Genomic DNA, 24,466 nt, shown 5'->3' on the forward strand with positions numbered 1-24,466 from the left:
TTTGTGGTCAGGTCAGCGGCGAGAGGACGGGGGGCGCCCTATTCACCAGGCTTGCCTGCTTATTCGCTGCTTCAGTTTGCCCCGTATGGTCAGGACGGATCTTGAACCAGATGGCGTACATCGCCGGCAGGAACACCAGCGTCATGATGGTGCCGACGAAGGTGCCTCCGATCAGCGTGTAGGCCAGCGTCCCCCAGAAGACGGAGTGTGTCAGCGGAATGAATGCCAGGATGGCCGCAAGCGCTGTCAGCAGTACCGGGCGGGCACGTTGCACCGTGGCTTCGACCACTGCGTGAAACGGGTCCAGCCCTTCTTGCGCGTTGTGATGGATTTGCCCGATCAGAATCAGCGTATTGCGCATCAAAATGCCCGACAGCGCGATCAGACCGACCAGAGCGTTGATACCAAACGGCTGCTGGAAGATAAGCAGTGTCGGCACCACACCAATCAACCCCAGTGGCGAGGTGAGGAACACCATGATCATCGCCGAGATCGAACGGACCTGCACAATGATGACCAGCAGCGTCAGGGCAATCATGATCGGGAATAACGGCAACATCGCTTTACCGGCCTTGCCCGACTCCTCGATTGCACCCGCCTGCTCGATCCGGTATCCGCCAGGCAGCTTGTCGATGACTGGTTGCAGCTCCTTCATGATCACGCTCGAGACGTCCGGTGGCTGCAAGCCTTCGGCGATGTCGCCACGCACGGTGATGGTCGGCGTGCGGTCACGACGCCGCAGGATCGGATCTTCCATACGCACATCGACCGCTCCCACCTGGGACAACGGAATCCGCTGCCCCGCCGCACCGACCAGCGTAAAGCCTTCTATCCTGGCGGGATCGAGCCGGATATCACCCGCTGCGCGACCCACCACCTGCACCGAACGAATGTCCTCACGAACCGCGGTGATCGGTACTCCGGTCAGCAGGAACTGCAATTGCTGCGCGACTGAATTTGACGTCAACCCCACCGCCTCCAGGCGATCCTGATCCAGAGCAAAATGCAGCGTCGGCGTCAGCGGTCCCCAATCGGTGTTGACGGTTCTCATCATCGGGCTCGACTGCAACACGTCCTGTACCTGGCCCGCAATCTCGCGCAACTTTGACGGATCAGGCCCCATCACCCGGTAGGCAACAGGGAATGGCGAGTACGGACCAAACACAAGCTGAGTCACCCTGACCCGCGCTTCCGGGGCAAGTCCGTCAGCCGTCGCTTCGCGGATACGGAACTTGAGGGCCTCACGCGCCTCCTGGCTGTCCGTCAGCACCACAATCTTCGCGAACGACGGATCAGGGAGCTCCGGCGCCATTGCCAGATAGAAGCGCGGCGCGCCTTGCCCGATATAGGCCGTGACAATTTTTGCCTCAGCCTGCTTTTGCAGCCAGGCCTCTATCCTGGCGGTGGTCGCGCTGGTCTGCTCAATGGAGGCCCCATAAGGCATTTGCACTTCAATCAATACCTCGGGACGGTCCGAGGTCGGGAAGAACTGCTTCTTGACCAGGCTCATCCCGAGGATCGCCACGACAAACGAAGCGATGACAGTGCCGGCCACCAGCCATTTGCGAGCGATGACTCGCGTCAAAACCCGGCGGAAGCGGTTGTAGCCGGGAGTGTTGTAGATGGCCGCATGACCACCCTCGACTTTCTTGATGTTCGGCAACAGCTTCACCCCCAGGTATGGGGTAAAAGCGACCGCAACCACCCAGGAGGCAATCAGGGCAATGCCCACGATCCAGAACATGTTGCTGGTGTACTCGCCGGCTGTCGATTGCGCGAAGCCGTTGGGCATAAAGCCGATAGCCGTCACCAGCGTGCCGGAAAGCATCGGCGCGGCCGTATGACTCCAGGCGTACGCGGAGGCTTTGATGCGGTCGTAGCCCTCTTCCATTTTCACCACCATCATTTCGATGGCGATGATGGCGTCGTCCACCAGCAATCCGAGCGCCAGAATCAACGAGCCAAGGGTGATACGGTCAAAGTTCTTTCCAGTGGCCGCCATCACCACAAACACCACGGCCAACGTCAACGGCACAGCCGCAGCGACCACAACGCCTACCCGCCAGCCCATGCTGAGAAAGCAGACCAGCATCACCACAAGCAGCGCGACGAAGAACTTGACCATGAACTCGCCGACGGCCGAGTCGATGTTCACAGATTGATCGGTGACCTTCCCAAGCGTCATGCCCAGCGGCATGCCTTCATTGATTTTGCTGGTTTCTGCGTCCAGCGCCTTGCCCAGGTCCAGACCGTTCCAGCCCTCACGCATCACGACCCCCAGCAACAAGGCTTCTTCACCGTCATTGCGCACGAGAAAGGTTGCCGGATCTTCATACCCACGTTCGATCGTCGCCACGTCGGCGAGCTTGAGCGTGCGCCCCTGAACCGCAATGGGCGTGTCACGAATCTTTTGCACCTTATCGAAGGCGCCATCCAGCCGGAGGAAGACCTGTGGCCCATTGGTTTCGATCGAACCGGCGGGCGTGAGCACGTTTTGATTATTCAGCGCGGCAAAGATGTCCTGAGGAGATACACCCAAGGTGGCCAACCGATCATGGGAAAAGGAAACAAAGATACGTTCGGGCTGCTCCCCAATAATGTTGACCTTCTTCACGCCCGGCACATGCAACAGTTGTTGGCGCAACGACTCTGCATCACGCACCAACAGTCGCTGCGGCTCGCCTTTGGCTTTCAGGGCGAAAAGCGCAAATGTCACGTCCGAAAACTCGTCGTTGACCATTGGCCCGATGACACCCGCCGGCAGCTTCCTGGCCTCGTCGTCGAGTTTTTTACGCGCCTGATAGAACTCCTCCTGCACTTGCGAGGGCGGCGTACTATCGAGCAGCGACACCATCGTGAAAGCAAGGCCAGGACGGGTGTAGGTTTCCGTGCGGTCATACCATTTCAGTTCTTGCAGGCGTTTTTCAAGTGGCTCTGCTACCTGGTCCTGCATCTCCTGCGCCGTGGCGCCCGGCCACGCGGTAATGACCGTCAACTGCTTGACCGTAAACGGAGGATCTTCCGCACGCCCCAGCTGAAAGAATGCCAGGATGCCCGCAACGGCAATCAGGAAGATCAGAAACACCGTGATAGAGCGCTCACGAACGGCGATCGCGGAAAGATTGAAACGCCCCTCGCTCATGGACGACCCCCGGCAAACTTGACGTCATCCTGTTGAGGCAATCTCACCTCTTCACCTTCGCGCAACAGATGTGCGCCTAACGCTACGATCTGTTCGCCGACCTTGAGGTCGCCCGCGACTCGCACTGTGTCGTCGCTCAAGCCCAGGATTTGTACAGGTCGCCAGGCCACCTTCGCCGGTGTACCGGCGATGACCCACACGCCAGTGCCTTGGCCTGGGTCATAAACGGCAGCGATCGGTACTTGCAGCCCCTGCCCTTGCGTGGAGCCTTCAGCGATCCGAAGCGTGACGGTCGAACCTATCGGTGCATTGGCCAGCGCGCCTTCAAGCACATACCGCGCCTCGAAGGTACGTGTCATTCGGTCGGCCGAGTCAGACAGCAGCCTCAGCTTCGCTGTAACAGCATCCGTGGCATTGCCATAAAGCGTCGCCTGCGCGGCGGATCCGGCTGCAGGGCGCAACGTCTCGGGCAGGTGCACGATCGCTTCGCGCTGCCCCGCCCGCGCCAGCCGAACCACGGGCTGTCCCGGGCTGACGACCTGTCCGGGCTCGGCGAGCGTCTCCACCACAACGCCGTCGGAATCCGCCAACAGCACCGCATAACCAGAAGCATTGCGGGCTACATCAGCCTGCGCTTCAGCGGCGCCAAGCTGCGCCTTTGCGGTATCCGCTGCGGCTTTGATCTGGTCATAGGCCGATGCGGAAATAGCACCTGCGGCAACCAGGTTGCGATATCGCGCCTCGTCATCTGCTGTCTGTTTGGCTCGGGCCCGAGCTGCCATCACCGACTCTTGCTGTGCTCGCGCCTGCAACCCCAGGTCGATCGGGTCGAGGCGCATGAGTGGCTGACCACGTTTAACGGTCTGACCAGTGTCAACCAGACGCTCGAGTACCTTGCCTGATACCCGAAAGCCAAGGTCGCCCTGGACGCGGGCCACCACAACACCCGTGAAAGAGCGCGAGACGTCGGACGAAGCCTGAACAGCAGCGGACCTCACCAAAGGGGTATGCGTGCGTGGATCCTCAACGGTGGATGAGTCGCCACATGCCGTCAGGACGAGAGGCAACAAGCAAGCGGCAATGGGGAAAGGTCGAAGCCGGCGCATAGGTTCCCTTACTTGAAAATAGGACGAATGCCACATTCTCATCCTAGTGACCATAAGTGTCAATGGTCACTAATCGTGAAACATCCAGCCTCTCAAACCCAATACAAAAACCGCCGTCCCCATTGAATGAATCCAAGAATTCGCTCAAAGCACCTCAATTGACAGCGTGTGACTATTGCGCAATATGGTCACAAATATCCTCTATTGAAGGACTCTCAATGCCTCCCCTCCGCCCCATTGCTCTTTTGGTCAGCGCCGGCTTATTGGCAGGTTGCGCGGTCGGTCCGGACTACCATCGTCCAGACGCTCCGCTTCCGGATCGTTACCTGGGTCAGCCTTCTGTCGAACAGCGGCGTGGAGCGACGCCGACCAGCCTTGTAGCCTGGTGGGAAGGCTTTGGTGATCCAGTGCTGACCGACTTCATCTCCAGGGCGCTTGAGCAGAATCTGGACCTGGCGCAGGCGTCGGCGCGAGTCACGCAGGCGCGGGCCGGACTAGGTGCTGCAAATGCCGCTTTACTCCCCTCAGGGAACGTCAGCGCACAGGCCGCGCGCTCCTACCAGTCAATCGAGACGCCGCTCGGCCAGGTGTTGAACTCAACGCCTGGCAACGATCGGTACGCAAGTTCCTACGAGGCCAACCTCGATGCCACCTGGGAGGCCGATGTCTTTGGCGGATTGCGCCGTGGACGCGAGGCTGCTCTGGCCGAATACCAGGCTTCCCGGGCGGGCGTCGTTGCCACAAGGCTGGCCATCGCCGCGCAGACCGCTGATATCTACATCACTGTCCGCGGACTGCAGACCCGACTGGACATTGCGAATCGGCAAGTCAAAACGCAGCAGGAGTTGCTGGAGAAAGTCCAATTGCTCTACAGCAAGGGGCTCGCCGCCAACTATCAGGTTCGCCAGACCGAGGGGGAGCTAGCGCAGGTCCGAGCGACAGTGCCGGTCCTGCAGACCGGTCTGGATGCTGCCATGAATTCGCTGGATGTAATGCTCGGCACGCCGCCAGGCACTCACCGCACGCAACTGGCAAGTGCGGGGAGCATTCCTGTAGCGCCGCAGTTAAAGGCGATGGGAACGCCGGCCGATTTGCTGCGCCGCAGGCCGGATCTCATTGTGGCTGAGCGCCATCTTGCAGCCTCAAACGCACGCATCGGCGAGGCGATTGCCGAGTACTACCCGAAATTCTCCCTTAGCGCATTGCTGGGCAGTGCCACGGCTGTATCCGCAGGCAACCTTTTTACCGGCGGCGCCAGCCAGTCGGCGGGCGTATTGGGACTGCGCTGGAGACTCTTCGACTTCGGTCGCATAAACGCCCAAATCGACCAGGCCAAGGGACAGGAAGCCGAAACCCTGGCCGCTTACCGTCAGTCTGTGCTGCGCGCCACCGAGGATGTCGAGAACGCGTTGTCCTCACTGGTGAATCGGGAAGCTCAGGCAACCATCCTCACCGCTGGAGAGGCGTCTCTGACACAGGCTCGCCAATCGTCGTTCATCGCCTATGAGAAAGGCACGGCCAGCCTGATCGATGTCCTGCACGCTGACGAGACGATGCTGCAGGCTTCTGATGCCCGGGCTCAAGCACGAACGGAATCGGCACGAGCGGCGGTTGCGGCATTCAAGTCGCTAGGTGGTGGCTGGCAACCTCCTGAAGCCCAGCCTGTTGCGACACGATGAGCTGATAAGCTGACGTAGCACTTGATGAACGTACCTCCACGCCCTCTCTTCGCTACTACCCAACCCGAGAGCGGGATTCGCTCATCGACTCACGACCATTGCTCTCGGGCCGCGCTGTTGCGATGCGCTCAGCAACCCATTGCTCAATAGAAACCAACCGGAGTACAGCGAAATGAAATCGAACGAGAATTCCTGGGTGCTCATCACCGGAGCATCAGGCGGATTTGGCGAAGAGTTTGCCCGGCAGTATGCAGCGCAGGGAAAATCGCTCGTTCTGGTAGCAAGAAGGCTGAGTAAACTCCAAGCGCTATCGGCGCAGTTGCGCGAACGCTTCGGCGTTGATGTGATCGTCGAACAAGTAGACCTGTCTTCGATCTCGGCAATTATCGATCTGCATGAGCGACTCAGCGCGCGCAATATAGTGATCGATGTCCTCATCAACAATGCAGGGCATGGATTGCAGGGGCCTTTCCTGGATCAACCTCTGGACCAGTCACTGACCATGATCGATCTGGATATCGCCAGCCTTACAGCCCTGACACGCCTTTTCGGGGCCGACATGCGAGCCCGCAAACGGGGGCACATCCTGATGGTCTCAAGCTTGCTGTCCTTCCAGGGCGTGAAGAACTTCGCCGTTTACTCTGCCGCGAAAGCCTATGTTCTTCGCTTCTCTGACGCGCTGCATCGCGAGCTGAAAAATGACGGTGTCGTCGTTACCGCACTTTGCCCAGGGTTGTCGGACACCGGATTTGCAGAAAGCGCCAGGCAAAAGATCACGCCGATCTTGAAATGGGTGATGATGCAGCCACAACCCGTCGTGCGTGCAGGAATCCGTGCACTGCAAGCCGGACGCATGAGTGTCGTGCCAGGTTTTGGCAACAAGGCCATCACTGTCTTGACGTGGGCCACGCCACGTCGGTTTCATCAGAGCCTGATGGCGCAGGTGATGGGAGTCTGAGGGAGGACGACAAAGAGGCCTTTTACCTGAGGGGAAAGGCTCGATATATGCTCTTGAAGGTCGGGAGGCGCGCTCCCGACCGGACAGCTATCGCGTGACAGCACTCAACTAGAAGCGGTAACTGACAGAAGTACCGAGCCCGTTCGCACTGTTCTTGTATTTGGCACTGTATGCACCTCTGGTCGGCGAGGTTTCGTTGACCTGCACGCTCTCCTCCCACAGGTAGGAATAAGCAACATCGATCGTGACGTTGTCCGCCGGAGTCCAGCCGGCACCGACGCTGATAACCTTCCGGTCGCCTGTAGGAATGCGTGGTCCCCGGTTGGTGTTGTTGGTGGGCGACTGATCAACCGAAAAACCTGCGCGCAGTACCCATTGGTTGTTCAGTTGGTACGCCGTACCAATAGCGTGTGCCCATGTATCGTGCCAATTCTGTTCTTCGGTAATGGTGCCCAGCGCGCCGCTCAACACGGGGGGTAATCCTGTGTTCTCGATGGTTAATTCCTTGAAGCGACTCCAGCGAAACCAGGTGCTCCCCAAGTAGAGAGTCCAGTCGTTATCAAGCTGATGAGTCACCGAGAAATCCACTGACTCTGGTGTATTCACATCCAGCGAAGCGTCATAACTCTGGCCGCTGACCCCCAACACGCTAAAGATGCCGTTAGTGACCTTGGTCTTGGCATCCAATTGATAACTGACTTTGGAATGGTAGGTCATGCCCAAACGGGTTCGGTCTGTAGCCTGCACCAGGATACCGGCGTTGAAACCGAGGGCCGTGTCGTCGCCAGTGCTTTTGAGTTTTCCGTCGTTGCGACCAGGGCTGAGTGGGTTGGGCACCATCCCGGATATCTCACCGCCGATACGGTTGATGGTGGGACCGAACCCGATCGAAACTTTGTCGTTGAAGGCATAGCTGATGGTGGGCTGGAACGTAAGTGTCGTGACCTCGCTTTTATTGGCGTAGTAACGCCCGGCATAACCGCTGCCATAGTCCGTCATCAGACCGAAAGGTACATAAAAACCCACACCAAACGCCCAATGCTCATCGATGGGTTTGACGTAGTAACCCATCGGCACCGTGGTCGTGGGCACCATGTCACCATCTTCCTGACCTCCGAATGTACTGCGGGTCTGGCTTATGTCGGACTTCGCGAAAAGCGTCGCCGCCCCCCCGCTGACCTGCTCCCTTTTCAAGCGAGACATCCCCGCGGGATTACCGAAGACCGTGCTCGCATCTTCAGCAGAGGAGGAGCGACCGGCAAACCCGGATCCCATCCCACTGATGCTTTGTTCATTGAGAGCGAAGCCGCTTGCAAAAACGTTTGAGGATGCGAGCACGACAGCAAGGCCTAATGGGCTCTTGAGCAATATTGTTTTCATTGTTTGAACTCTATGGGTATCACGGAGATGAAGCAGTAGAAGCGACGCAGTCCCATATTTATTCATGTGACCAATTCAGTCAATAGTCACAAAGCAGATAAATAAAATGCCCTTCGACGGATGGGAAGAAGGGCAAAGTGAGAAGCCGTTTTGATGATCTGGTGCTGACCCGGGTATGCCGTAATGCCGATCAGTTAAGCCGAGACACTGAACCCGTGGCGAGGGAGCTTGCTCCCTCGCCACAGGTTAGTCAGCGCTGGTCGATCCCTTAACTGACTGGCATTAGCGTATTCCGTAATACCTTTAGCCGAAGGTCAAGGCATGAGGCTACGCAAGATGAGATTGGAGGTGAGCGTGGGCGCCTCCTCGATGAAATCGAGGTTGTACTGCAGCAGCAAAGGATTGACGAATGGCCGTAGCGCGAGATGTATCGCTTCTACTGTCTCGTCCAGCGGAGTCTTGCGTTCAAATTCGCCAATCTCTCGCCCCTCTCGCACTATTTGCGCCACGAAGCGTTTGATCTGTGCGTCATAAGCCTGCGTACTGGGCCAGCTTTCCGACGCCGCGAACGCTGCAATGTCATAGAGTTTTCGGTCGTTGAAGAACAGATTCACACCTGTGGCGATCACCGTTTTGACCAAGCGTCGAAAGCGCTCCGTCGGCGACAAGTCTTCTACATTGATAGCCTGCTCCACAGCCGCGACGATTTCTGCCAGACAATTTGCGCAGATGGCTTCACCGATCGCCTGCTTGGAATCAAAAAATTTGTAGATGTAGGCCTTTGAAAATCCGATGGCCTTGGCCAGGTCGGAAACCGTGGTTTTGCCGTAGCCGTACTGACTGAAATGCTCATTGGCCGCCGCGACAATCTGGTCTCGAATGTCGTGATCGGCTGGGCCACGGGGGCTGGGCGAAGATGAAGATATTGATGGCTGATTCATGAGTACAGCTTACTCACCCAATCGAAGACTGACAACTTGTGACCGATTAGTTTTATAGTCACAAAGCCGATCTGTCTATTCGACAGATCGGCCCTTTTCAGTCGCCGCGAACGTCAGACATGCTCACTGCTTTTCGCATGCACTGCATGTGGCTCGCCATGTCCGTGGTCCACCTCAACCACCGGAATTTCCTTGCCATCGCAGTCGTGAAGCTTTCCGTCGCTGAAGTAGTCCCCCTCACGCAGCGCCGCCAGATCCTGATAACGCAGCACTCGCTCGGTACCGGCCGCAAACACCGATTGCTGGTCGGAGTTACCGGCGGTGAGGTGGTTGAAGGTCAGGTTCAGCACGATGGCCATGATCGCCGAGGAACTGATGCCCGAATGGAAAATGGTCGCGAACCAGCTTGGGAAGTGATCGTAGAAGCTTGGTGCCGCGATCGGGATCATGCCGAAGCCAATCGAGGTGGCAACGATGATCAGGTTGACGTTGTTGCGGTAGTCGACCTTGGACAAGGTGCGAATACCGCTGGCGGCGACGGTACCGAACAGCACGATGCCGGCGCCACCCAGTACCGAGGTCGGCACGGCGGCGATGACCCGGCCCATGAAGGGCAGCAGACCGAGGATCACCAGGAACAGGCCGCCAGTGGCCACTACATAGCGGCTCTTGATGCCGGTGACCGCCACCAGCCCGACGTTCTGGGCAAAGGCGCTCTGGGTGAAGGAACCGAAGATCGGCGCGAACATGCTCGACAGCATGTCGGCGCGCAGGCCGTTGCCCAGGCGTTTGGAGTCAACCTTGGTACCGATGATTTCACCGACAGCCAGAATGTCCGCCGAGGTCTCCACCAGCGTCACCATCACCACGATGCACATCGACAGGATCGCCGCGAAGTGGAAGGTCGGCATGCCGAAGTGGAACGGCGTCGGGAAGCCGAACATCGGGCCCTGGGTTACGGACGAGAAGTCCGCCATGCCGAGGAACACCGCGATGATCGTCCCGATGACCATGGCCAGCAGAATCGACAGGCGGGAGATGGTCGCACTGCCGATTTTGCTCAGCAGCAGCACCAGCACCAGCGTTACCGCCGCCAGACCGATGTTCGCCATGCTGCCGAAGTCCGGCGCATGGCTGTTGCCGCCCATTGCCCAGCGCGCGGCGACCGGCATCAGCGTCAGGCCGATGGTGGTAATCACGATGCCGGTCACCAGCGGCGGGAAGAACCTGGTGATGCGTGAGAACACCGGGGTTATCAGCAAACCGATCAGGGATGCCGCTATGACCGCGCCCAATACCGATTGAAACCCGCCCTCCCCGCCACTACTGACAATCGCCACCATGGTCGCGACGCCGGAGAAGGACACGCCCTGCACCAGCGGCAACTGACAACCAAAAAACGGTAAGCCCAGGGTTTGCAGCAACGTTGCCAGCCCCCCTGCAAACAATGAAGCAGCAATCAACAAACCGATGTCCGCCGGCGAGAGCCCGGCCGCTTGGCCGATGATCAGTGGCACAGCGACGATACCGCCATACATGGTCAGAACATGTTGCAGGCCATAAGCCATATTCGCGCCGATCCCAAGATTTTCGTCCTCGGGCCGTTGGTGTGAAACATGGGGCGTTTTCATGGTAGGGGGTTCCCTGGTTTTTGTTATTCGCACACTGTATTCAATAGTCAGGACAAATGTCTATAGAGTTGTATACAACTTATCGGTCACAAAATGGATACATGTCCATTTCACCCTGCTACCCATCCTCCTGGCCCTGCCAAAAAACCTTGAAATACACCCCTCCCTGTCCAACCCCTGGTGCTGACCAGTCTTTCGAATTCCGGGCGACCATCGGTAAGGGTTGCCTTTTTTATACATATAAAATATGCATAATTAAGTCATTCGAAATGCAGTTCCGCATCGCCACCAAAAGCGAGCGCCGTCAGTACCTGGAGGCATGACCGATGAAAGACGAATACGATTTCAGCAACGCCAGGCGCGGGGCCGTGGTGCCCGCCAAAGGCAAGACCCGCATTACCATCATGCTCGATGACGCGGTCATCGAAGCGGCCCGCGCACTGGCAGAACACGAGGGGTACGGCTACCAGACGGCGATCAACAATACGTTGCGCCGAGCCCTGCTCAACGAAGGCAGAACCGCGCACTTGAAACACCCCCTCACCCCTGCCGAACTCAAGGACCTGGAGCAGAAACTGGCAGAGGCCTTGCGCGAAATCCAGCGGGTGATGGAGCCGGGAGTCCGGCCCTGAAACACAAAAGGCCAATCAATCGGATCAGCCCATTGTGATGCCTGTGATCAGCCGGCTATTGCGGCGCTGCGATCAATCGCTCCAGCGTCCGCGCCAATTGCGCCTGTTCCGGCACGCGAATGCCGAACTCGCTGCCCAGCAGGCCAATCAGTTCCAGCACATCCGTCACCTCCCGCCGTTCGCTGTCATGGCCAATCCGGTGAATCGCGAAACTGCCGTTGTTGAGCGTGCGCCGCCACCCCTCTCCGGTACGCGCCACCATCAACTGCTTGACGAAAGACGACTCGGGGTGGGTCGAGACGTACCAGTTGCCCACAGCAAAATCGATATCTTCCTGGCGTTGCAGGTCGAAGATGTACATCGCTCGCCACTCGCCCGCAACGTTGGCGCGCAGGGTAAAGCCGTCGACGTTCAGGTCGATGCGATACGGCTCGTGCGGGGTGAGTTGTTCGGCGCGAGTATCGAGTAACAGGGGCGCGGTCGGCACCATGCCGCCGAAGCCGACGTCGGTGATGTAGCGCACGTCATCGATGATGACCAGGCTCAGGCGGTGGGTTCGGGCCGTCCATGCACCCTCCGGCTGGCCCATCACCACCCGGCCGCTGATGGCACGGGCGTCGAAACCCAAATCCTGAAGCAAGGCCAGGAACAGGTTGTTGAGTTCGTAGCAGTAACCGCCACGACCCTCGTGCAAGACCTTCTGCTCGATGGACGGCAGGTCGATCAGCACCGGCTCGCCGGATAAAGTGGTGAGGTTCTCAAACGGGAAAACGCCGGTATGGCGCAGTTGCAGTTGGCGCAAGGTTTCCAGGGTCGGTGCCGCAGGTGCATCGAAGCCCAGGCGTCGCAGATACAAAGCTAGGTCGGTCAGGCGTGGCTCGCTCATCGTTCAATCCTTTTGCACGCAAGCGGCGGATTGCTCCGCCAGTGGCCGTTATGTATACGGGATCAAGCACTGTCGCCGACAATTGATTTAGCCAATCAACCGGCATGAAAAACTCAACGCCGCTTGTGCGGGCCCAATTGAATCCAGGTCGGCGCGTGGTCGCTGGCATGAGGCTCGTTACGCACCCAGGCATCCACCCCGGCGTCTTGCAGATACGGACTCAGGGCCGGGTTGAGCAACAAATGATCAATGCGCAGCCCGGAGTTTTTCTGCCAGTGCTGACGGAAATAATCCCAAAACGTGTAGAGCCGATTCTGCGGATGCAAGTGCCGCAATGAATCGGTCCAGCCCTGATCCAGCAATCGCTGGTAACACTCGCGACTTTCCGGTTGCAGCAAGGCGTCCTTGAGCCAGGAACGCGGGTTGTAGATGTCCAGGTCGGTGGGCACCACGTTGTAGTCTCCCGCCAACACCACCGGATGTTCGCTGCCTTGAAGTGTCTGCGCATGACGGATAAGCCGTTCGAACCACGCCAGCTTGTAATCGAATTTCGGCCCCGGTTGCGGATTGCCGTTGGGCAGATACAAACAACCCACCAGAACCCCGTGGACAGCGGCTTCCAGATAACGACTGTGGTTATCGCTGTCATCGCCGGGCAACCCGCGTCGGCTTTCCAGTGGCTGCGCATCCCGCGCCAGGATCGCCACGCCGTTCCAGGAAGCCTGCCCCTGCCAGATGGCGCCGTAGCCGGCCGCTTCAAGCTCGGCAGCCGGGAATGCGCTGTCCACCGCCTTCAATTCCTGCAGGCAGGCGATATCCGGTTTTTCCCGCTCAAGCCAGGCCAGCAGATTCGGCAGCCGTGCGCGCAGGCCATTGACGTTGAACGTGGCGATCCGCAGTTTCTTCATGAATGGACACTCCTGAGGACGAGGTGCCTGACTTGTGACACCAGCACGTTTCGCAGGTTGCGTCAGCAATCTCGGGTGCGGTAGTACCTTGAGCGTAAACTGGACGATGATGGCCGGCGTTGAGACAGCCACTCCTCAACCGAATGGCACCCACCGCGTGCCCCTTCACACCAACATCAGGTAACGACTCATCCCGGGAGACGACCATGATGAACATCAAAATGACTTCGCTGCTCATGGCCGGATGGTTGTCGGCAGCGTCCCTGGCCACCTTTGCGGCGTCCGGCGATGGCCCTGGCGCGCCCGGTACGGCACCCGGCGCAACCCGCAACTCAAACCTGCTGCCAGACAACAACCGCCCCAGCGATCCCTCGGGCAACAACAGCCGCGGTCAGCGCCCCAGCTCGTCAAGCGGCAGCACCGGCGTCAATGGTCCGGGCAGTGGCGCGGGCGGCGGCACCGGTGCGCCCGGTGGCGGAACCGGCGGTGCTGGCGGCGGGACAGGTAGCTGGACAGGCCAAGGCCGCCAATGACCTGCCGTCATTGGCGGCTTCAGATCACCTGAGACTTACATCGGCTTGACCGCCGGCGGGTTCCATTTGCCATTCAACGCCTCGGTTTTCGGGCCGTACAGACGCATGGTCAGGTTGAACGGCCCTTTGGGTGCCGGCAGCCAGTTGGCCTCCAGATCCTTGCCGGGGCTTTCGTTCTGGACATAGAGGTCCAGCGAGCCATCGGCGTTGTCCTTGAACGGCATCCAGCTACTGACCGCAAAACGATCGAGTGAGTTGGCGACCTGGAACCCTTCCGGGTCATACAGGGTGATCGACCAGAAGGCGTTCACCGGCGGCGCCTCGCCCTTGTTGAAATGCAGCATGTACTTGTTTGCACCCTCGAGCGGCTTGCCGTTGCTGTCGCCGATGTTCAATGGATAAATCGCGTCCTCGGGCAGGTTGGCACCGAGCCCCACCTGAGTAACGATGGCGCGTTTGAGGTAGTAATTGCCGTAGACGCCCATGGTGTCGGTGTTCATCGACCAGCCGTTGACCTCCCGCGCCAGGGTCGGCACTTTCCAGGTCATCAAGGCCTGCGCATCCTGGGGCACCCTTTGTAGCGCTGCCTGGATTTGCGGATCCAGCGTGTCCATGCTGAACGGCTTGCCGGCTTCGATGCCGATCCGTTTGATCTGCGCCAACATGGGCTGGTCGGTGCTGTGCGGCGGGTTCACCTTCAGCAGTTCGGCAGCGTAAGTGAAGTAATTGGCGGCCGACATGGAATCGACCTGAATCTTCGGCGGCGTTTTCATGTCCACCGCCGGGTCGACCTTCACGGTGACGGCTTCAGGTTCCTTGCCCAACCGGGACAACGGCGTCACCGTGTAGCCGGCCTGGATCTTGTGCACCGCAGCGTAATCCGCCGCACCGTCGGTCTTGGTGCGGCCGATGACCCAGACAAAGGGAGTTGGCGCCGGCAGGTGACTCATCCCGACGGGCACCGTGCCGCTCCACCCCGGCGGCGTCACCAGAAATTGCCCGGCCTCGGTGCCCGTGGTGCGCCAGCCCGGCGAAGCGAACACGTCAGTCCACATATCCAGCATCGGCAACAGGTAGAAACGCCCGTCGGTATCCGGCGCGGCGATCACCAGCGGTTCCTTGGTCAAGTCCAGCCAGGCAATCGAATACAAGGTGTCGAAATTGGAGCGCACCACCCCTTTGAAATTGGCGGGCGGGTACTGCGGCACGCTCACAAACATGTTCATCGGGCCTTTGCCGAACTCCTTGCCCGGCTCGATGTTGGTGAATTGCTTGCGGGTGATGTCCATGCTCAGCAGCGGGTAAAAATAGATGTAGGCATCCACGCCGATCGAGTGAGCTTCTTCGGCGGTGATTTTCGATTGCGCGTGGCTGGCCAGCGGGAAGATGGCAGCGGCTGCGACGGTCAGAGCAACGGCTGTCAACGTTTGGAGTATCAACATGTTGGCGATCGTCCGTGCGAGGGGGAGCCTGCCGGGTTCGGCAGCGCTAACGGAACTCTAGACGATCAATCCAGCCAGGCCCGGGAGACGGACCACCGGCAACAAAAGCGCGTCAGCGGTCAGAGCGCATCAATGCCTCGACGCCACCGGCCATCGACAACGTTGCCACGCGGTTTCGCCCCGAATGCTTGGCCTGATACAACGCCGCATCCGCCCGCTCGACGAACACGTCCATGCTGTCACGCCCCGACGGCACAAACGCATAGCAACCCAGACTGACCGTCACGTAACCGTTGGGCGAGCCGGTGTGACTGATGTGCCTGTCGATGACGCTGCGGCGGATCTGCTCGGCAATCGTCATGGCGCCGTGGATGTCGGTGTCCGGCAGCAACACCGCAAACTCTTCGCCGCCGTAACGCACCGCCAGATCGGCCTTGCGTTGGCAGCAACCCTTCAGTGCCCGTGCCACCTCGGCCAGGCAGTGATCGCCCACCACGTGCCCGTAGGTGTCGTTGTAGCGCTTGAAGTAATCGATATCGAGCATGATCAGGCTCAAGGGGTTCGCCTGCCTGGCGCCGCGCCCGAACTCGATGTCCAGCGCCCGCTCGAATAATCGTCGGTTGGCCAGCCCGGTCAGGCTGTCGTGGGTGGCGATCAGCTCCAGCGCTTGCTGGGCCCTGCGCAAATCCGACTCGACTCGCTCGCCGACACGCACCTGATGCAGGAACACCCACCCGAACAGCCCCACGCCCACCAGCACCAGGGCAACGATGAGACTGGAGCGAAACGCCGTGTCGTACCAGCCCGCGAGAATGGACTCCGTGGACGACGCCGCGGCGACCACCAGCGGATACCCCTCCAGCTGTCGGTAACCGTACATGCGTGTCACACCGTCGATGATGGACGTGAACATCGCATTGCCGGAGGTGGCCAGCGGCAGGAACTTCTGGAAGATCTCGCTCTGGGCCAGCGACACGCCGATCTGCGCCTCTACAAAAGGTCGACGCGCCAACAAGGTGCCATCGGTCAGGCCGAGAAACATCGAGCCGTTGTCGTCGAGGCTGAAGCTTTTGAAAAACTGGTCGAAGTACGACATCTTGATGCCGGCCAGCAACACGCCCTGGAAATGCCCGTTCCTGTCGTTGATCCGCCTGGATATCGGAATGATCCACTCACCGTTTTCCCGGCTGCGGATGGCCGGGCCGATATGCGCCACCGACGATACGTTTTGCTGGTGATACTTGAAGTACTCGCGATCCGCGACACCGGCACCCCGGGGCAGATTTTCAAACGAGGTCACCACCCACTGGCCCTTCTGATCGAACAGCAGGATGCCGTGCAACTGATCCAGCGCCAGCACTCGCCGGGCGAAGGTTTGCTGCAAGCGTGGCCGTTGATCCGGGCCGAAACCGTCGACCTGAATCCAGTCCACCAGGCTGGTCAACACCAGGTCGGCCTTCATGAAGGTGTCTTCGGCTTGCTGCGCCATGGCCCGCGTCAGGTTCGAAGACGCCACTTGCGCCAGGCTCAGGTCATGGCGACGGGACTGTTCCAGTTGCAGATAAAGCAAACCACACAGGCACAGGCACACCGTGGCAATGAACAATACCGCGGCCTTGCGCAGCGGTATGCGTTTCAATGCGACGCCAGGGGCGTGGTCCGGGTCGTTAAAGCGCGTGGGCAAAAATTCATCCTGTCGGGGGGGCAAGGCATGGGCAACAACCCAAAGCCCTCAGTCTTTGTGGGGCGTAGTTTACGGGGTTATCCAGGACAAATGGGTGGCCACTTGCCCGGCGGTATCACACCTGTCCGGCCTAAGCTGCAAACATGACCCAGGGCAAGCGCTGCCTGTGCGTCAACGAGCTACGATTAGACTGACTTCAATAAAGGGAATCGACATGAGCAAAGCAGACGAGCTCGCCGCAAAATTGAAACAGGCACGGCTGACCAGTGCGGATCAGGCGATCGATGGCTGGCCGGGCCAGGTCTACGAACTGTATCAACGCATAGAGACCTGGCTGCTGCCCTTGACCGAAGCGGGCCTGGTCCTGCGGCGCAACCCCACCCACGTGTTCGAGAGCCACCCCAATGGCGACGCTTACGACTACGCCATCGACCAGTTGGTCATCTCCGGCAACGAGCACAGCATTACCTTTGACCCGGTTGCACGCTTCACCGCCGATGGCGAGGGACGGGTCGAGATCCACACGACAGGCAACGAACTCGCCCTGTTGCGCACCGTGGACGAGCACGGTGAAACACACTGGTGGCTGCAGACGATCGAACAGGCCACCGCGCAGCCGGATGCGGTGGCGCTGACGGAAACCGATCTGCTTGTGGTGGTGCAACAAGGGTTGGCGCTTTAGGGGATTGGCTGAATACCAGTTTGTTGAATGCCACAAACCCTGTAGGAGCGAGCCTGCTCGCGATGGTCGTTAACGATAACGCGTACTTACTGGCTAAACGCGGCGTTCTTGAGTCCATCGCGAGCAGGCTCGCTCCCACAAGGTCCGGGGTGTGATTCATTACTGTTTGCCCTGCCCCGTCACCACCAGCGGCACCTCTGCAAGACGCAAGTCCAGGGCGGGTAATTTCACAGGCTGACTCAAGCCCTGCAACACCCTGGCATCGTAATCATAAATGTCAGGCTTGAACGTCACCCGCCCGTCCTTGCTCAGGTCCACGGTCCAGTAAGCCAACAACACCGGCACTTTCACCGGTAGCAGGACGTTCTCGGTCCGGCCATTGGCCAACTGCTTCTGGATGCCGGCGCTGTTCCAGCGCACCGGGTCGTTGAACAACAGTTCGACCAGTTGCAGCGGGTTTTCCACACGGATGCAGCCTGAGCTGGTGGCCCGGACCGTTTTGGCGAACAGCTCGCGGTGCGGTGTGTCGTGCAGGTAAATCGCATAGTCGTTGGGGAAACGGATCACCACCTGCCCCAGCGAACTGTCGGGGCCGGCATCCTGACGCAGATGGATGCCTCGCGGATTGCTCCAGTCAACGTCCGACGGGTCGAGCACATTGCCTTCGCGATCAAGCACACGAATCCGGTTCGCCGCCAGGTAGCCCGGATCGTTCTGGACTTTCGGAATCACGTCCTGCTTGAGGATGGTCGGCGGCACGGTCCAGGTCGGGTTGAAGGTGATGTAGGTGATTTCGGCCTGGAACACCGGCGTACTGCGCACCGGTTTACCGACTTGCACCCGCGAATGCCAGATCGGCAGACCGTCGCGATACATCGCCACCTTGTAGCCGGCGATATCGACGATCACAAACGTGCCCTGAAGCTTGTACAACAGCCAGCGGGCACGCTCCATGTTGACCCGCACCTGATCGATCCGCGCCTCGACAGGCACGTTCAGGGCCGCCAGCGTCGTCGCCCCCGCCACACCATCGGCCCCCAGGTATTGCTCGGCCTGATATTTCTTCACCGCGGCAATGACCTTGTCGTCATAACCGGCTTTTTTCGACAAGTGCGGGTCCAGGTAACCGCCCGCCACCAGACGCGCACGCAATTGTGCGACCGCCACCCCGTCCATGCCCGGCTTGAGCGATTGACCTTCGGCGACTTTCGGCCAGCCGCCCGCATCACGGACCTGGCGCAACCGGGCCAGGCCCTCACGCAAGTTGCGGTAAATTTCTTCCTGAGGAGGTGCCTCGGCAAAGGCACGCGCCACGTCATGGTCATCGAGGGCGGCGAACAGATTGTTCATGTCCTCGCGGGCATTGCCGCCGGCAGGTTCGAAATTCCAGTGAATGTCCAGCCGCGACGGATCGACTTTGCCGCGCCGCAATTGCAACAGCGCGGTGATGAAGGTGCGGGTCGCCGCCATGTCGAACATTGCCCGTTGCGCCGTGGAAGGCATGGCCGCCGCCAGCGACTCATGGGCCTGGGCCAGTTCGGTGATGCGAAAATCCGCCGGGTTCAGGCCGTCGATCCGGGTGTCTTCGAGGCTCTTGAGTAATTGCGCCACGTCACGATCATCCGTCCACGCGGCGCGATAGTTGCGATGCATATAGAAATCGAGCACCACCCGGCTGACATCCACCCGCTGATGGCGCCTGGAGGTGAGCAACGGCGGAAAAGCCGACCGCAGCGGTTCCAGCGTCGCCTGAATCACATGGCCGACCGCATCGCCGGGCACGGCGGCATCGATTGTGCTGCTCGCCACCGATACCGGCTCAATCGGCGAAATTTGCCCAACCGCCGCACCGCTGATCAGAAAGCCCATAAAAAACATGCGGCTTATGACGAATGACCTTGTTAATTGCACCATGGATAATCCTTAATCCCCCGTTTCAAACGGCTAGCTTTCCACTCGCCGCCAGCTAGACTCGAAATTATCATGATGAGACCCGACTATGGCGCTAAACCGCTTTGGCCTTTTATTTGCCATTTTACTGACGTGCCTTTCAGTAACGTCAGCCTACGCCGATTCGCTTGAAAACGCGCTGGTCAAAGCAGCCCCCGGCGCCGACGCCAAAGTGATTGCCCTGGCCGTTCGGGCCACCCAATGCATCCGCGCCCAAGGCGTTGCCCCCGCCCAAAGACTGGCGGTGATCGATTACTCCCTGCCCTCGACCGAACAACGCCTGTGGGTCTTTGATCTCAAGCGGCGCAAGTTGCTGTTTCACGAGCTGGTCGCCCATGGCCGCAACAGCGGTGAAAACATGGCCACGCTGTTCTCCAACCGCAATGAAAGCCACGCCACCAGCCTCGGCCTGTTCCGCACCCAGCAAAGCTACCTCGGCCAGAACGGTTACTCGTTGCGCATGGAAGGCCTGGAGCCCGGCTTCAACGATAACGCCTTTGACCGGGCCATCGTCATTCACGGCGCGCCCTATGTCAGCCCGGTGCTGGCTCGCGCCAATGGCCGCATCGGCCGCAGCCTCGGTTGCCCGGCCGTCAGACCGGCGATTGCCCATCGGTTGATTGATTCGATGAAGGACGGGCAATTGTTGTTTTCCTACTACCCGGACCAACGCTGGCTGAAGTCGTCGTCCTATATCAACTGCGGCGGCGACACCGTGGCCTCAAGGGAAAAACCCACTTCACGCCAGTAAGCAATGCCCCAACCTGTCAAAAATGTAATCTTCGCCTCAGCCTGCTGAAAGCACCGCCCGCTAGACTCATCGGCAAGTTCAACAGGCTGACGGGCGGAACACACGGCATGCACTCCCACACTTCAAGACGCACCTTCGTCAAAGGCCTGGCCATCGGCGGGCTCTTCGGCGGCCTCGGGTTATGGCGCACGCCGGTCTGGGCGATCAGCAGCCCCGGCGAACCGCAGGTGTTGGCGGGTAGCGACTTCGACCTGTTCGTCGGCGAATCCCCGGTCAACTTCACCGGCAACCCGCGCACCGCCATGACCATCAACGGCGGCATTCCCGGCCCGCTGCTGCGCTGGCGTGAAGGCGATACGGTGACGCTGCGGGTGCGCAACAGACTCAAGGACAGCACCTCCATTCACTGGCACGGCATCTTGCTGCCAGCCAACATGGACGGCGTGCCGGGGCTGAGCTTCAAGGGCATCGAGCCCGGCGGCCTGTACGTCTACCAGTTCACCGTGCGGCAGAACGGCACCTACTGGTATCACAGCCACTCAGGGTTCCAGGAACAATCCGGCGTCTACGGCCCGCTGGTGATCGACGCCAAAGACCCGGAGCCGTTCCAGTACGACCGCGATTACGTGGTGATGCTCAGCGACTGGACCGACGAAGACCCGGTCGGCCTGATGAAGACCCTGAAAAAGCAGTCCGATTACTACAACTTCAACAAACGCACCGTGGGCGACTTCATCCACGACGTCAGCGAAAAAGGCTGGGGGCCGGCCGTCGCCGATCGCAAGATGTGGGCCGAGATGAAGATGAACCCCACCGACCTGGCGGACGTCGGCGGCGCTACCTACACCTACCTGTTGAACGGCCAGGCGCCCGATTCGAACTGGACCGGGGTGTTCCGCCCGGGGGAAAAGCTGCGGCTGCGCTTCATCAACGGCTCGTCCATGACCTACTTCGACGTGCGCATCCCCGGCCTGAAAATGACCGTGGTCGCTGCCGACGGCCTGCACGTCAAACCGGTGAGCGTCGACGAATTTCGCATTGCCGTGGCGGAGACCTTCGACGTTATCGTCGAGCCGACCGAAGCGGTCTACACCCTGTTCGCCCAGGCGATGGATCGCACCGGCTACGCACGGGGCACCCTGGCGGTGAAGGCGGGACAGGTTGCACCACTGCCGCCACTGGACCCGCGCCCGCTGGTGACCATGGAAGACATGGGCATGGGCGGCATGGACCACGGCAGCATGGCGGGCATGGATCACAGCAACATGGACATGGGCGACATGCCCGGCATGCAGTCCCACCCGGCCTCGGAAACCGACAACCCGCTGGTGGACATGCAAGCCATGTCCACCTCACCGAAACTCGACGACCCCGGTATGGGCCTGCGCAACAACGGTCGCCGCGTGCTCACCTATTCCGACCTGCGCAGCACCTTCGAAGACCCGGACGGCCGCGAGCCAGGCCGCAGCATCGAGTTGCACCTGACCGGCCACATGGAAAAATTCGCCTGGTCGTTCAACGGCGTGAAGTTCTCTGATGCAGAGCCCCTGCGCCTCAAGTACGGCGAGCGGCTGCGGATCGTGCTGGTCAACGACACGATGATGATGCACCCCATCCACCTGCACGGAATGTGGAGCGACCTCGAAGACGAGAATGGCCAGTTCATGGTGCGCAAACACACCATCGACATGCCGCCGGGCTCCCGGCGCAGCTATCGGGTCACCGCCGATGCGCTCGGCCGCTGGGCCTATCACTGCCATCTCCTGTACCACATGGAAATGGGCATGTTCCGTGAAGTTCGCGTGGAAGAATGAGGTGCACCCCATGATTCGATTCACCCCGTTTTTTTTGGCACTCGCGACCTCGACGGCGATGGCCGCCAGCGATGACATGCAAGGCATGGATCACAGCCAGATGGACCATGGTCAGATGCAAGGCATGGACCACAGTCAGATGGACCACACCCAGATGCAAGGCATGGACGACGGCCAGATGCAGCCCGCCGCGCCCAGCGAAAGTCGCACACCGATCCCGGTGCTCACCGATGCCGATCGCGCTGCTGTGTATAGCGATCCCGCCGGCCACCACGTACACGACAGCACGCTCAATTCATTCTTCCTCGCCGACAAACTGGAGTGGCAGGACGCCGATGACGGCAGCACCCTGGCCTGGGATTTGTCCGGTTGGGTCGGCGGTGACATCGATCGCCTGTGGCTGCGCTCCGAAGGTGAACGCACCAACGGCGTGACCGAAGACGCGGAAATCCAGGCCCTGTGGGGCCACGCCATTTCCCCGTGGTGGGACGTCGTCAGCGGCGTGCGCCAGGACTTCAAACCCGGCGCCCCGCAAACCTGGGCCGCGTTCGGCGTGCAGGGCATGGCGCTGTACAACTTCGAGGCCGAAGCCACGGCCTTCATCGGCGAAGGCGGCCAGAGCGCCGTGCGGCTGGAAGGCGACTACGACATCCTGCTGACCAACCGGCTGATCCTGCAGCCGACCGTCGAACTCAACGCCTACGGCAAAAACGATCCACAACGGGGCATCGGCTCGGGGCTGTCCAACACCGAGGCGGGTTTGCGTCTGCGCTACGAAATCCGCCGGGAATTCGCGCCTTACGTCGGCGTAACCTGGAACCGCACCTACGGCAACACCGCCGACTTTGCCAACGACGAAGGCGAGGACCGCAGCGAAACCCGCCTGGTGCTCGGTGTTCGGCTGTGGTTCTGAACAGACTCACCCAAAACCAACAACAACCGCTTCAAGCGGTAAAGGACCTTGCATGCGCCTCATCAAACCCACCGCTATCGCAGTCGCGTTGCTCAGCGGCCTGCTTGTCAGCACCCTCGCTCAAGCGCACCCCAAACTACTCTCTTCCACCCCGGCGCAAGGCGTAGAAGGTGCATCGCCGGACAAGATCGAACTGCACTTTTCCGAAAACCTCGTCACCCAGTTTTCCGGCGCCAAACTGCTGATGACCGAAATGGCCGGCATGGCCCACGCCCCGATGCCGGTCAAGGCCAAAGTCAGTGGCGGCAGTGACCCGAAGACCATGTTCATCATCCCGGCAGCACCCCTGACTGCCGGCACCTACAAGGTCGAATGGCGCGCGGTGTCGTCGGACACCCACCCGATCACCGGCAACGTCACCTTCAAAGTGAAATGATCGATGAGCGACTCGGCCAACGTCGTGCTGCGGTTTGTGTTGTATGCGGATCTGATGCTGTTGTTTGGTGTGGCACTGTTCGGGCTGTATAGCCTCAAAGGACGGGACCGGCGTTCGGGGACCGTGCTGCCCTTTCGCGGGTTATTGGCGGGTTTTGTCGGACTCGGGGCATTGTTGTCGAGCGCCGGCATGGTGCTGATGGCGAGCAACATGAGCGGCGAATCAGACGTTGCCGAGTTGCGTCCTCACATCGAGATGATGCTGTTCGAGACAGACGTCGGGTTGGCCTGGGCTGTACGGATGATTGCATTAGCGGTCGTGGGGCTGGCGTTGATACTGAACCCACGCGCCCCCGGTATCAGCCTGGTGATCGCTGCCACGGCCGGCGGCATCGCCCTCGCCAGCGTGGCCTGGAGCGGGCATGGCGCCATGGACGAAGGCAGTCACCGCTACTGGCACTTTACGGCAGACATCCTGCACCTGTTGGTGGCCGGCGTCTGGTTCGGCGCGTTGCTCGCGTTTGCCCTGATGGCTCAACCCCGGGCCCTGCAAACCGAAGCACACATTCGCTTGCTGGCCGACGCGGTCAAGCGATTCGAACTTGTCGGTGCGCTGATCGTTGTGATCATCACCGTGACGGGCTTGGTGAACTACCTGTACATCGTCGGGCCGAAGCTCGATGAGGTTTTACTCAGCCACTACGGAATTCTGCTGGCGATCAAAGTGCTGCTGTTTGCCGGGATGCTGGCGTTGGCGGCGTTGAACCGCTTCCATCTTGGCCCCTTGCTGGAGCAGTCGTTGCGCGACGGCCAATATCGCGCGGCAGCCCATGCACTTCGGCGCAGTGTGGTGGTGGAAATGGCCGCGGCGGTATTGATTGTGGGGCTAGTGGCGTGGTTGGGGACGTTGAGTCCGGAAGTGGAATGAGGCATCTTCAGGGGGCGTTGATTTTTCCCACCGGTGAAAGTTTCACTACACTCTCCCTTCAAAACCACTCC

20 protein-coding genes are annotated in these 24,466 nt (G+C 60.0%); 10 read left to right on the top strand and 10 right to left on the bottom strand.

Going from position 1 to position 24,466, the window contains the following annotated elements; genetic code table 11:
* Nucleotides 1-7: 7 nt before the first annotated feature.
* Both ACM6J5_RS10150 and ACM6J5_RS10155 read right to left on the bottom strand, forming a co-directional pair.
* Nucleotides 8-3,142 carry an efflux RND transporter permease subunit gene (locus tag ACM6J5_RS10150; protein ID WP_414928389.1) on the bottom strand — a complete coding sequence of 1,045 codons (3,135 nt, stop codon included), beginning with the start codon at nucleotides 3,140-3,142 and terminating at the stop codon, nucleotides 8-10.
* Nucleotides 3,139-4,248: an efflux RND transporter periplasmic adaptor subunit gene (locus tag ACM6J5_RS10155; protein ID WP_414928542.1), complete on the bottom strand. Its 1,110-nt coding sequence runs from the start codon at nucleotides 4,246-4,248 to the stop codon at nucleotides 3,139-3,141. Before ACM6J5_RS10155 ends, ACM6J5_RS10150 begins: the two co-directional genes overlap by 4 nt.
* Nucleotides 4,249-4,466: 218 nt before the next feature.
* On the opposite strand from ACM6J5_RS10155, the gene ACM6J5_RS10160 reads away from it, so the two are divergent.
* Together ACM6J5_RS10160 and ACM6J5_RS10165 are read left to right on the top strand one after the other, a co-directional pair.
* Nucleotides 4,467-5,927: an efflux transporter outer membrane subunit gene (locus ACM6J5_RS10160; RefSeq protein WP_414928390.1), complete on the top strand. Its 1,461-nt coding sequence runs from the start codon at nucleotides 4,467-4,469 to the stop codon at nucleotides 5,925-5,927.
* Between the two features lie 172 nt (nucleotides 5,928-6,099).
* Nucleotides 6,100-6,885: an SDR family NAD(P)-dependent oxidoreductase gene (locus ACM6J5_RS10165; protein WP_414928391.1), complete on the top strand. Its 786-nt coding sequence runs from the start codon at nucleotides 6,100-6,102 to the stop codon at nucleotides 6,883-6,885.
* A 108-nt stretch (nucleotides 6,886-6,993) separates the two neighbouring features.
* Here ACM6J5_RS10165 and ACM6J5_RS10170 read toward each other — a convergent pair whose 3' ends face one another.
* The 3 genes from ACM6J5_RS10170 to ACM6J5_RS10180 all read right to left on the bottom strand — a co-directional run bounded on the left by ACM6J5_RS10170 (nucleotide 6,994) and on the right by ACM6J5_RS10180 (nucleotide 10,837).
* Nucleotides 6,994-8,265, bottom strand: coding sequence for an OmpP1/FadL family transporter (locus ACM6J5_RS10170; RefSeq protein WP_414928392.1), 1,272 nt, complete (start codon nucleotides 8,263-8,265; stop codon nucleotides 6,994-6,996).
* 314 nt (nucleotides 8,266-8,579) lie between these two features.
* On the bottom strand, nucleotides 8,580-9,206 hold the full coding sequence (locus ACM6J5_RS10175; RefSeq protein ID WP_414928393.1) for a TetR/AcrR family transcriptional regulator: 627 nt from the start codon (nucleotides 9,204-9,206) through the stop codon (nucleotides 8,580-8,582).
* A 113-nt stretch (nucleotides 9,207-9,319) separates the two neighbouring features.
* Entirely contained in the window at nucleotides 9,320-10,837 is a 1,518-nt protein-coding gene (locus ACM6J5_RS10180; protein WP_095943699.1) for a nucleobase:cation symporter-2 family protein, read from the bottom strand.
* 326 nt (nucleotides 10,838-11,163) lie between these two features.
* On the opposite strand from ACM6J5_RS10180, the gene ACM6J5_RS10185 reads away from it, so the two are divergent.
* Nucleotides 11,164-11,469 (top strand): BrnA antitoxin family protein, encoded by a 306-nt coding sequence (locus ACM6J5_RS10185; protein WP_150672799.1) that lies wholly within the window; start codon nucleotides 11,164-11,166, stop codon nucleotides 11,467-11,469.
* 55 nt (nucleotides 11,470-11,524) lie between these two features.
* Here ACM6J5_RS10185 and ACM6J5_RS10190 read toward each other — a convergent pair whose 3' ends face one another.
* Nucleotides 11,525-12,355: an arylamine N-acetyltransferase family protein gene (locus ACM6J5_RS10190; RefSeq protein ID WP_414928394.1), complete on the bottom strand. Its 831-nt coding sequence runs from the start codon at nucleotides 12,353-12,355 to the stop codon at nucleotides 11,525-11,527.
* Nucleotides 12,356-12,468: 113 nt separating this feature from the next.
* Nucleotides 12,469-13,263, bottom strand: coding sequence for an exodeoxyribonuclease III (locus ACM6J5_RS10195; RefSeq protein WP_414928395.1), 795 nt, complete (start codon nucleotides 13,261-13,263; stop codon nucleotides 12,469-12,471).
* A gap of 206 nt (nucleotides 13,264-13,469) precedes the next feature.
* Here ACM6J5_RS10195 and ACM6J5_RS10200 point away from each other — a divergent pair, with 206 nt between their 5' ends.
* Entirely contained in the window at nucleotides 13,470-13,796 is a 327-nt protein-coding gene (locus tag ACM6J5_RS10200) for a hypothetical protein (RefSeq protein WP_414928396.1), read from the top strand.
* Between the two features lie 35 nt (nucleotides 13,797-13,831).
* Here ACM6J5_RS10200 and ACM6J5_RS10205 read toward each other — a convergent pair whose 3' ends face one another.
* Both ACM6J5_RS10205 and ACM6J5_RS10210 read right to left on the bottom strand, forming a co-directional pair.
* Entirely contained in the window at nucleotides 13,832-15,238 is a 1,407-nt protein-coding gene (locus ACM6J5_RS10205; protein ID WP_414928397.1) for a DUF1254 domain-containing protein, read from the bottom strand.
* A 112-nt stretch (nucleotides 15,239-15,350) separates the two neighbouring features.
* On the bottom strand, nucleotides 15,351-16,922 hold the full coding sequence (locus ACM6J5_RS10210; protein ID WP_150672801.1) for a GGDEF domain-containing protein: 1,572 nt from the start codon (nucleotides 16,920-16,922) through the stop codon (nucleotides 15,351-15,353).
* 214 nt (nucleotides 16,923-17,136) lie between these two features.
* Here ACM6J5_RS10210 and ACM6J5_RS10215 point away from each other — a divergent pair, with 214 nt between their 5' ends.
* The gene (locus tag ACM6J5_RS10215) at nucleotides 17,137-17,604 is read left to right on the top strand and encodes a hypothetical protein (RefSeq protein ID WP_095943705.1); all 468 of its coding nucleotides are present in this window, start codon (nucleotides 17,137-17,139) and stop codon (nucleotides 17,602-17,604) included.
* Nucleotides 17,605-17,763: 159 nt separating this feature from the next.
* Here ACM6J5_RS10215 and ACM6J5_RS10220 read toward each other — a convergent pair whose 3' ends face one another.
* Complete coding sequence (locus tag ACM6J5_RS10220; protein WP_414928398.1) at nucleotides 17,764-19,518, bottom strand: L,D-transpeptidase family protein; 1,755 nt, start codon at nucleotides 19,516-19,518, stop codon at nucleotides 17,764-17,766.
* 85 nt (nucleotides 19,519-19,603) lie between these two features.
* On the opposite strand from ACM6J5_RS10220, the gene ACM6J5_RS10225 reads away from it, so the two are divergent.
* From ACM6J5_RS10225 to copD, 5 genes are all read left to right on the top strand, one after another.
* Complete coding sequence (locus tag ACM6J5_RS10225) at nucleotides 19,604-20,305, top strand: murein L,D-transpeptidase catalytic domain family protein (RefSeq protein ID WP_414928399.1); 702 nt, start codon at nucleotides 19,604-19,606, stop codon at nucleotides 20,303-20,305.
* Nucleotides 20,306-20,412: 107 nt separating this feature from the next.
* Nucleotides 20,413-22,119 (top strand): copper resistance system multicopper oxidase, encoded by a 1,707-nt coding sequence (locus ACM6J5_RS10230; RefSeq protein WP_414928400.1) that lies wholly within the window; start codon nucleotides 20,413-20,415, stop codon nucleotides 22,117-22,119.
* 10 nt (nucleotides 22,120-22,129) lie between these two features.
* Complete coding sequence (locus ACM6J5_RS10235) at nucleotides 22,130-23,032, top strand: copper resistance protein B (RefSeq protein ID WP_414928401.1); 903 nt, start codon at nucleotides 22,130-22,132, stop codon at nucleotides 23,030-23,032.
* 52 nt (nucleotides 23,033-23,084) lie between these two features.
* Nucleotides 23,085-23,468, top strand: coding sequence for a copper homeostasis periplasmic binding protein CopC (copC, locus tag ACM6J5_RS10240; RefSeq protein ID WP_095946177.1), 384 nt, complete (start codon nucleotides 23,085-23,087; stop codon nucleotides 23,466-23,468).
* A gap of 3 nt (nucleotides 23,469-23,471) precedes the next feature.
* Nucleotides 23,472-24,395, top strand: a complete 924-nt coding sequence (copD, locus tag ACM6J5_RS10245) for a copper homeostasis membrane protein CopD (protein ID WP_414928402.1) — start codon at nucleotides 23,472-23,474, stop codon at nucleotides 24,393-24,395.
* The last annotated feature ends 71 nt before the right edge of the window (nucleotides 24,396-24,466 follow it).

Source organism: Pseudomonas sp. IT-P74 (genome assembly GCF_949768175.1).
Classification (GTDB): Bacteria; Pseudomonadota; Gammaproteobacteria; order Pseudomonadales; family Pseudomonadaceae; genus Aquipseudomonas.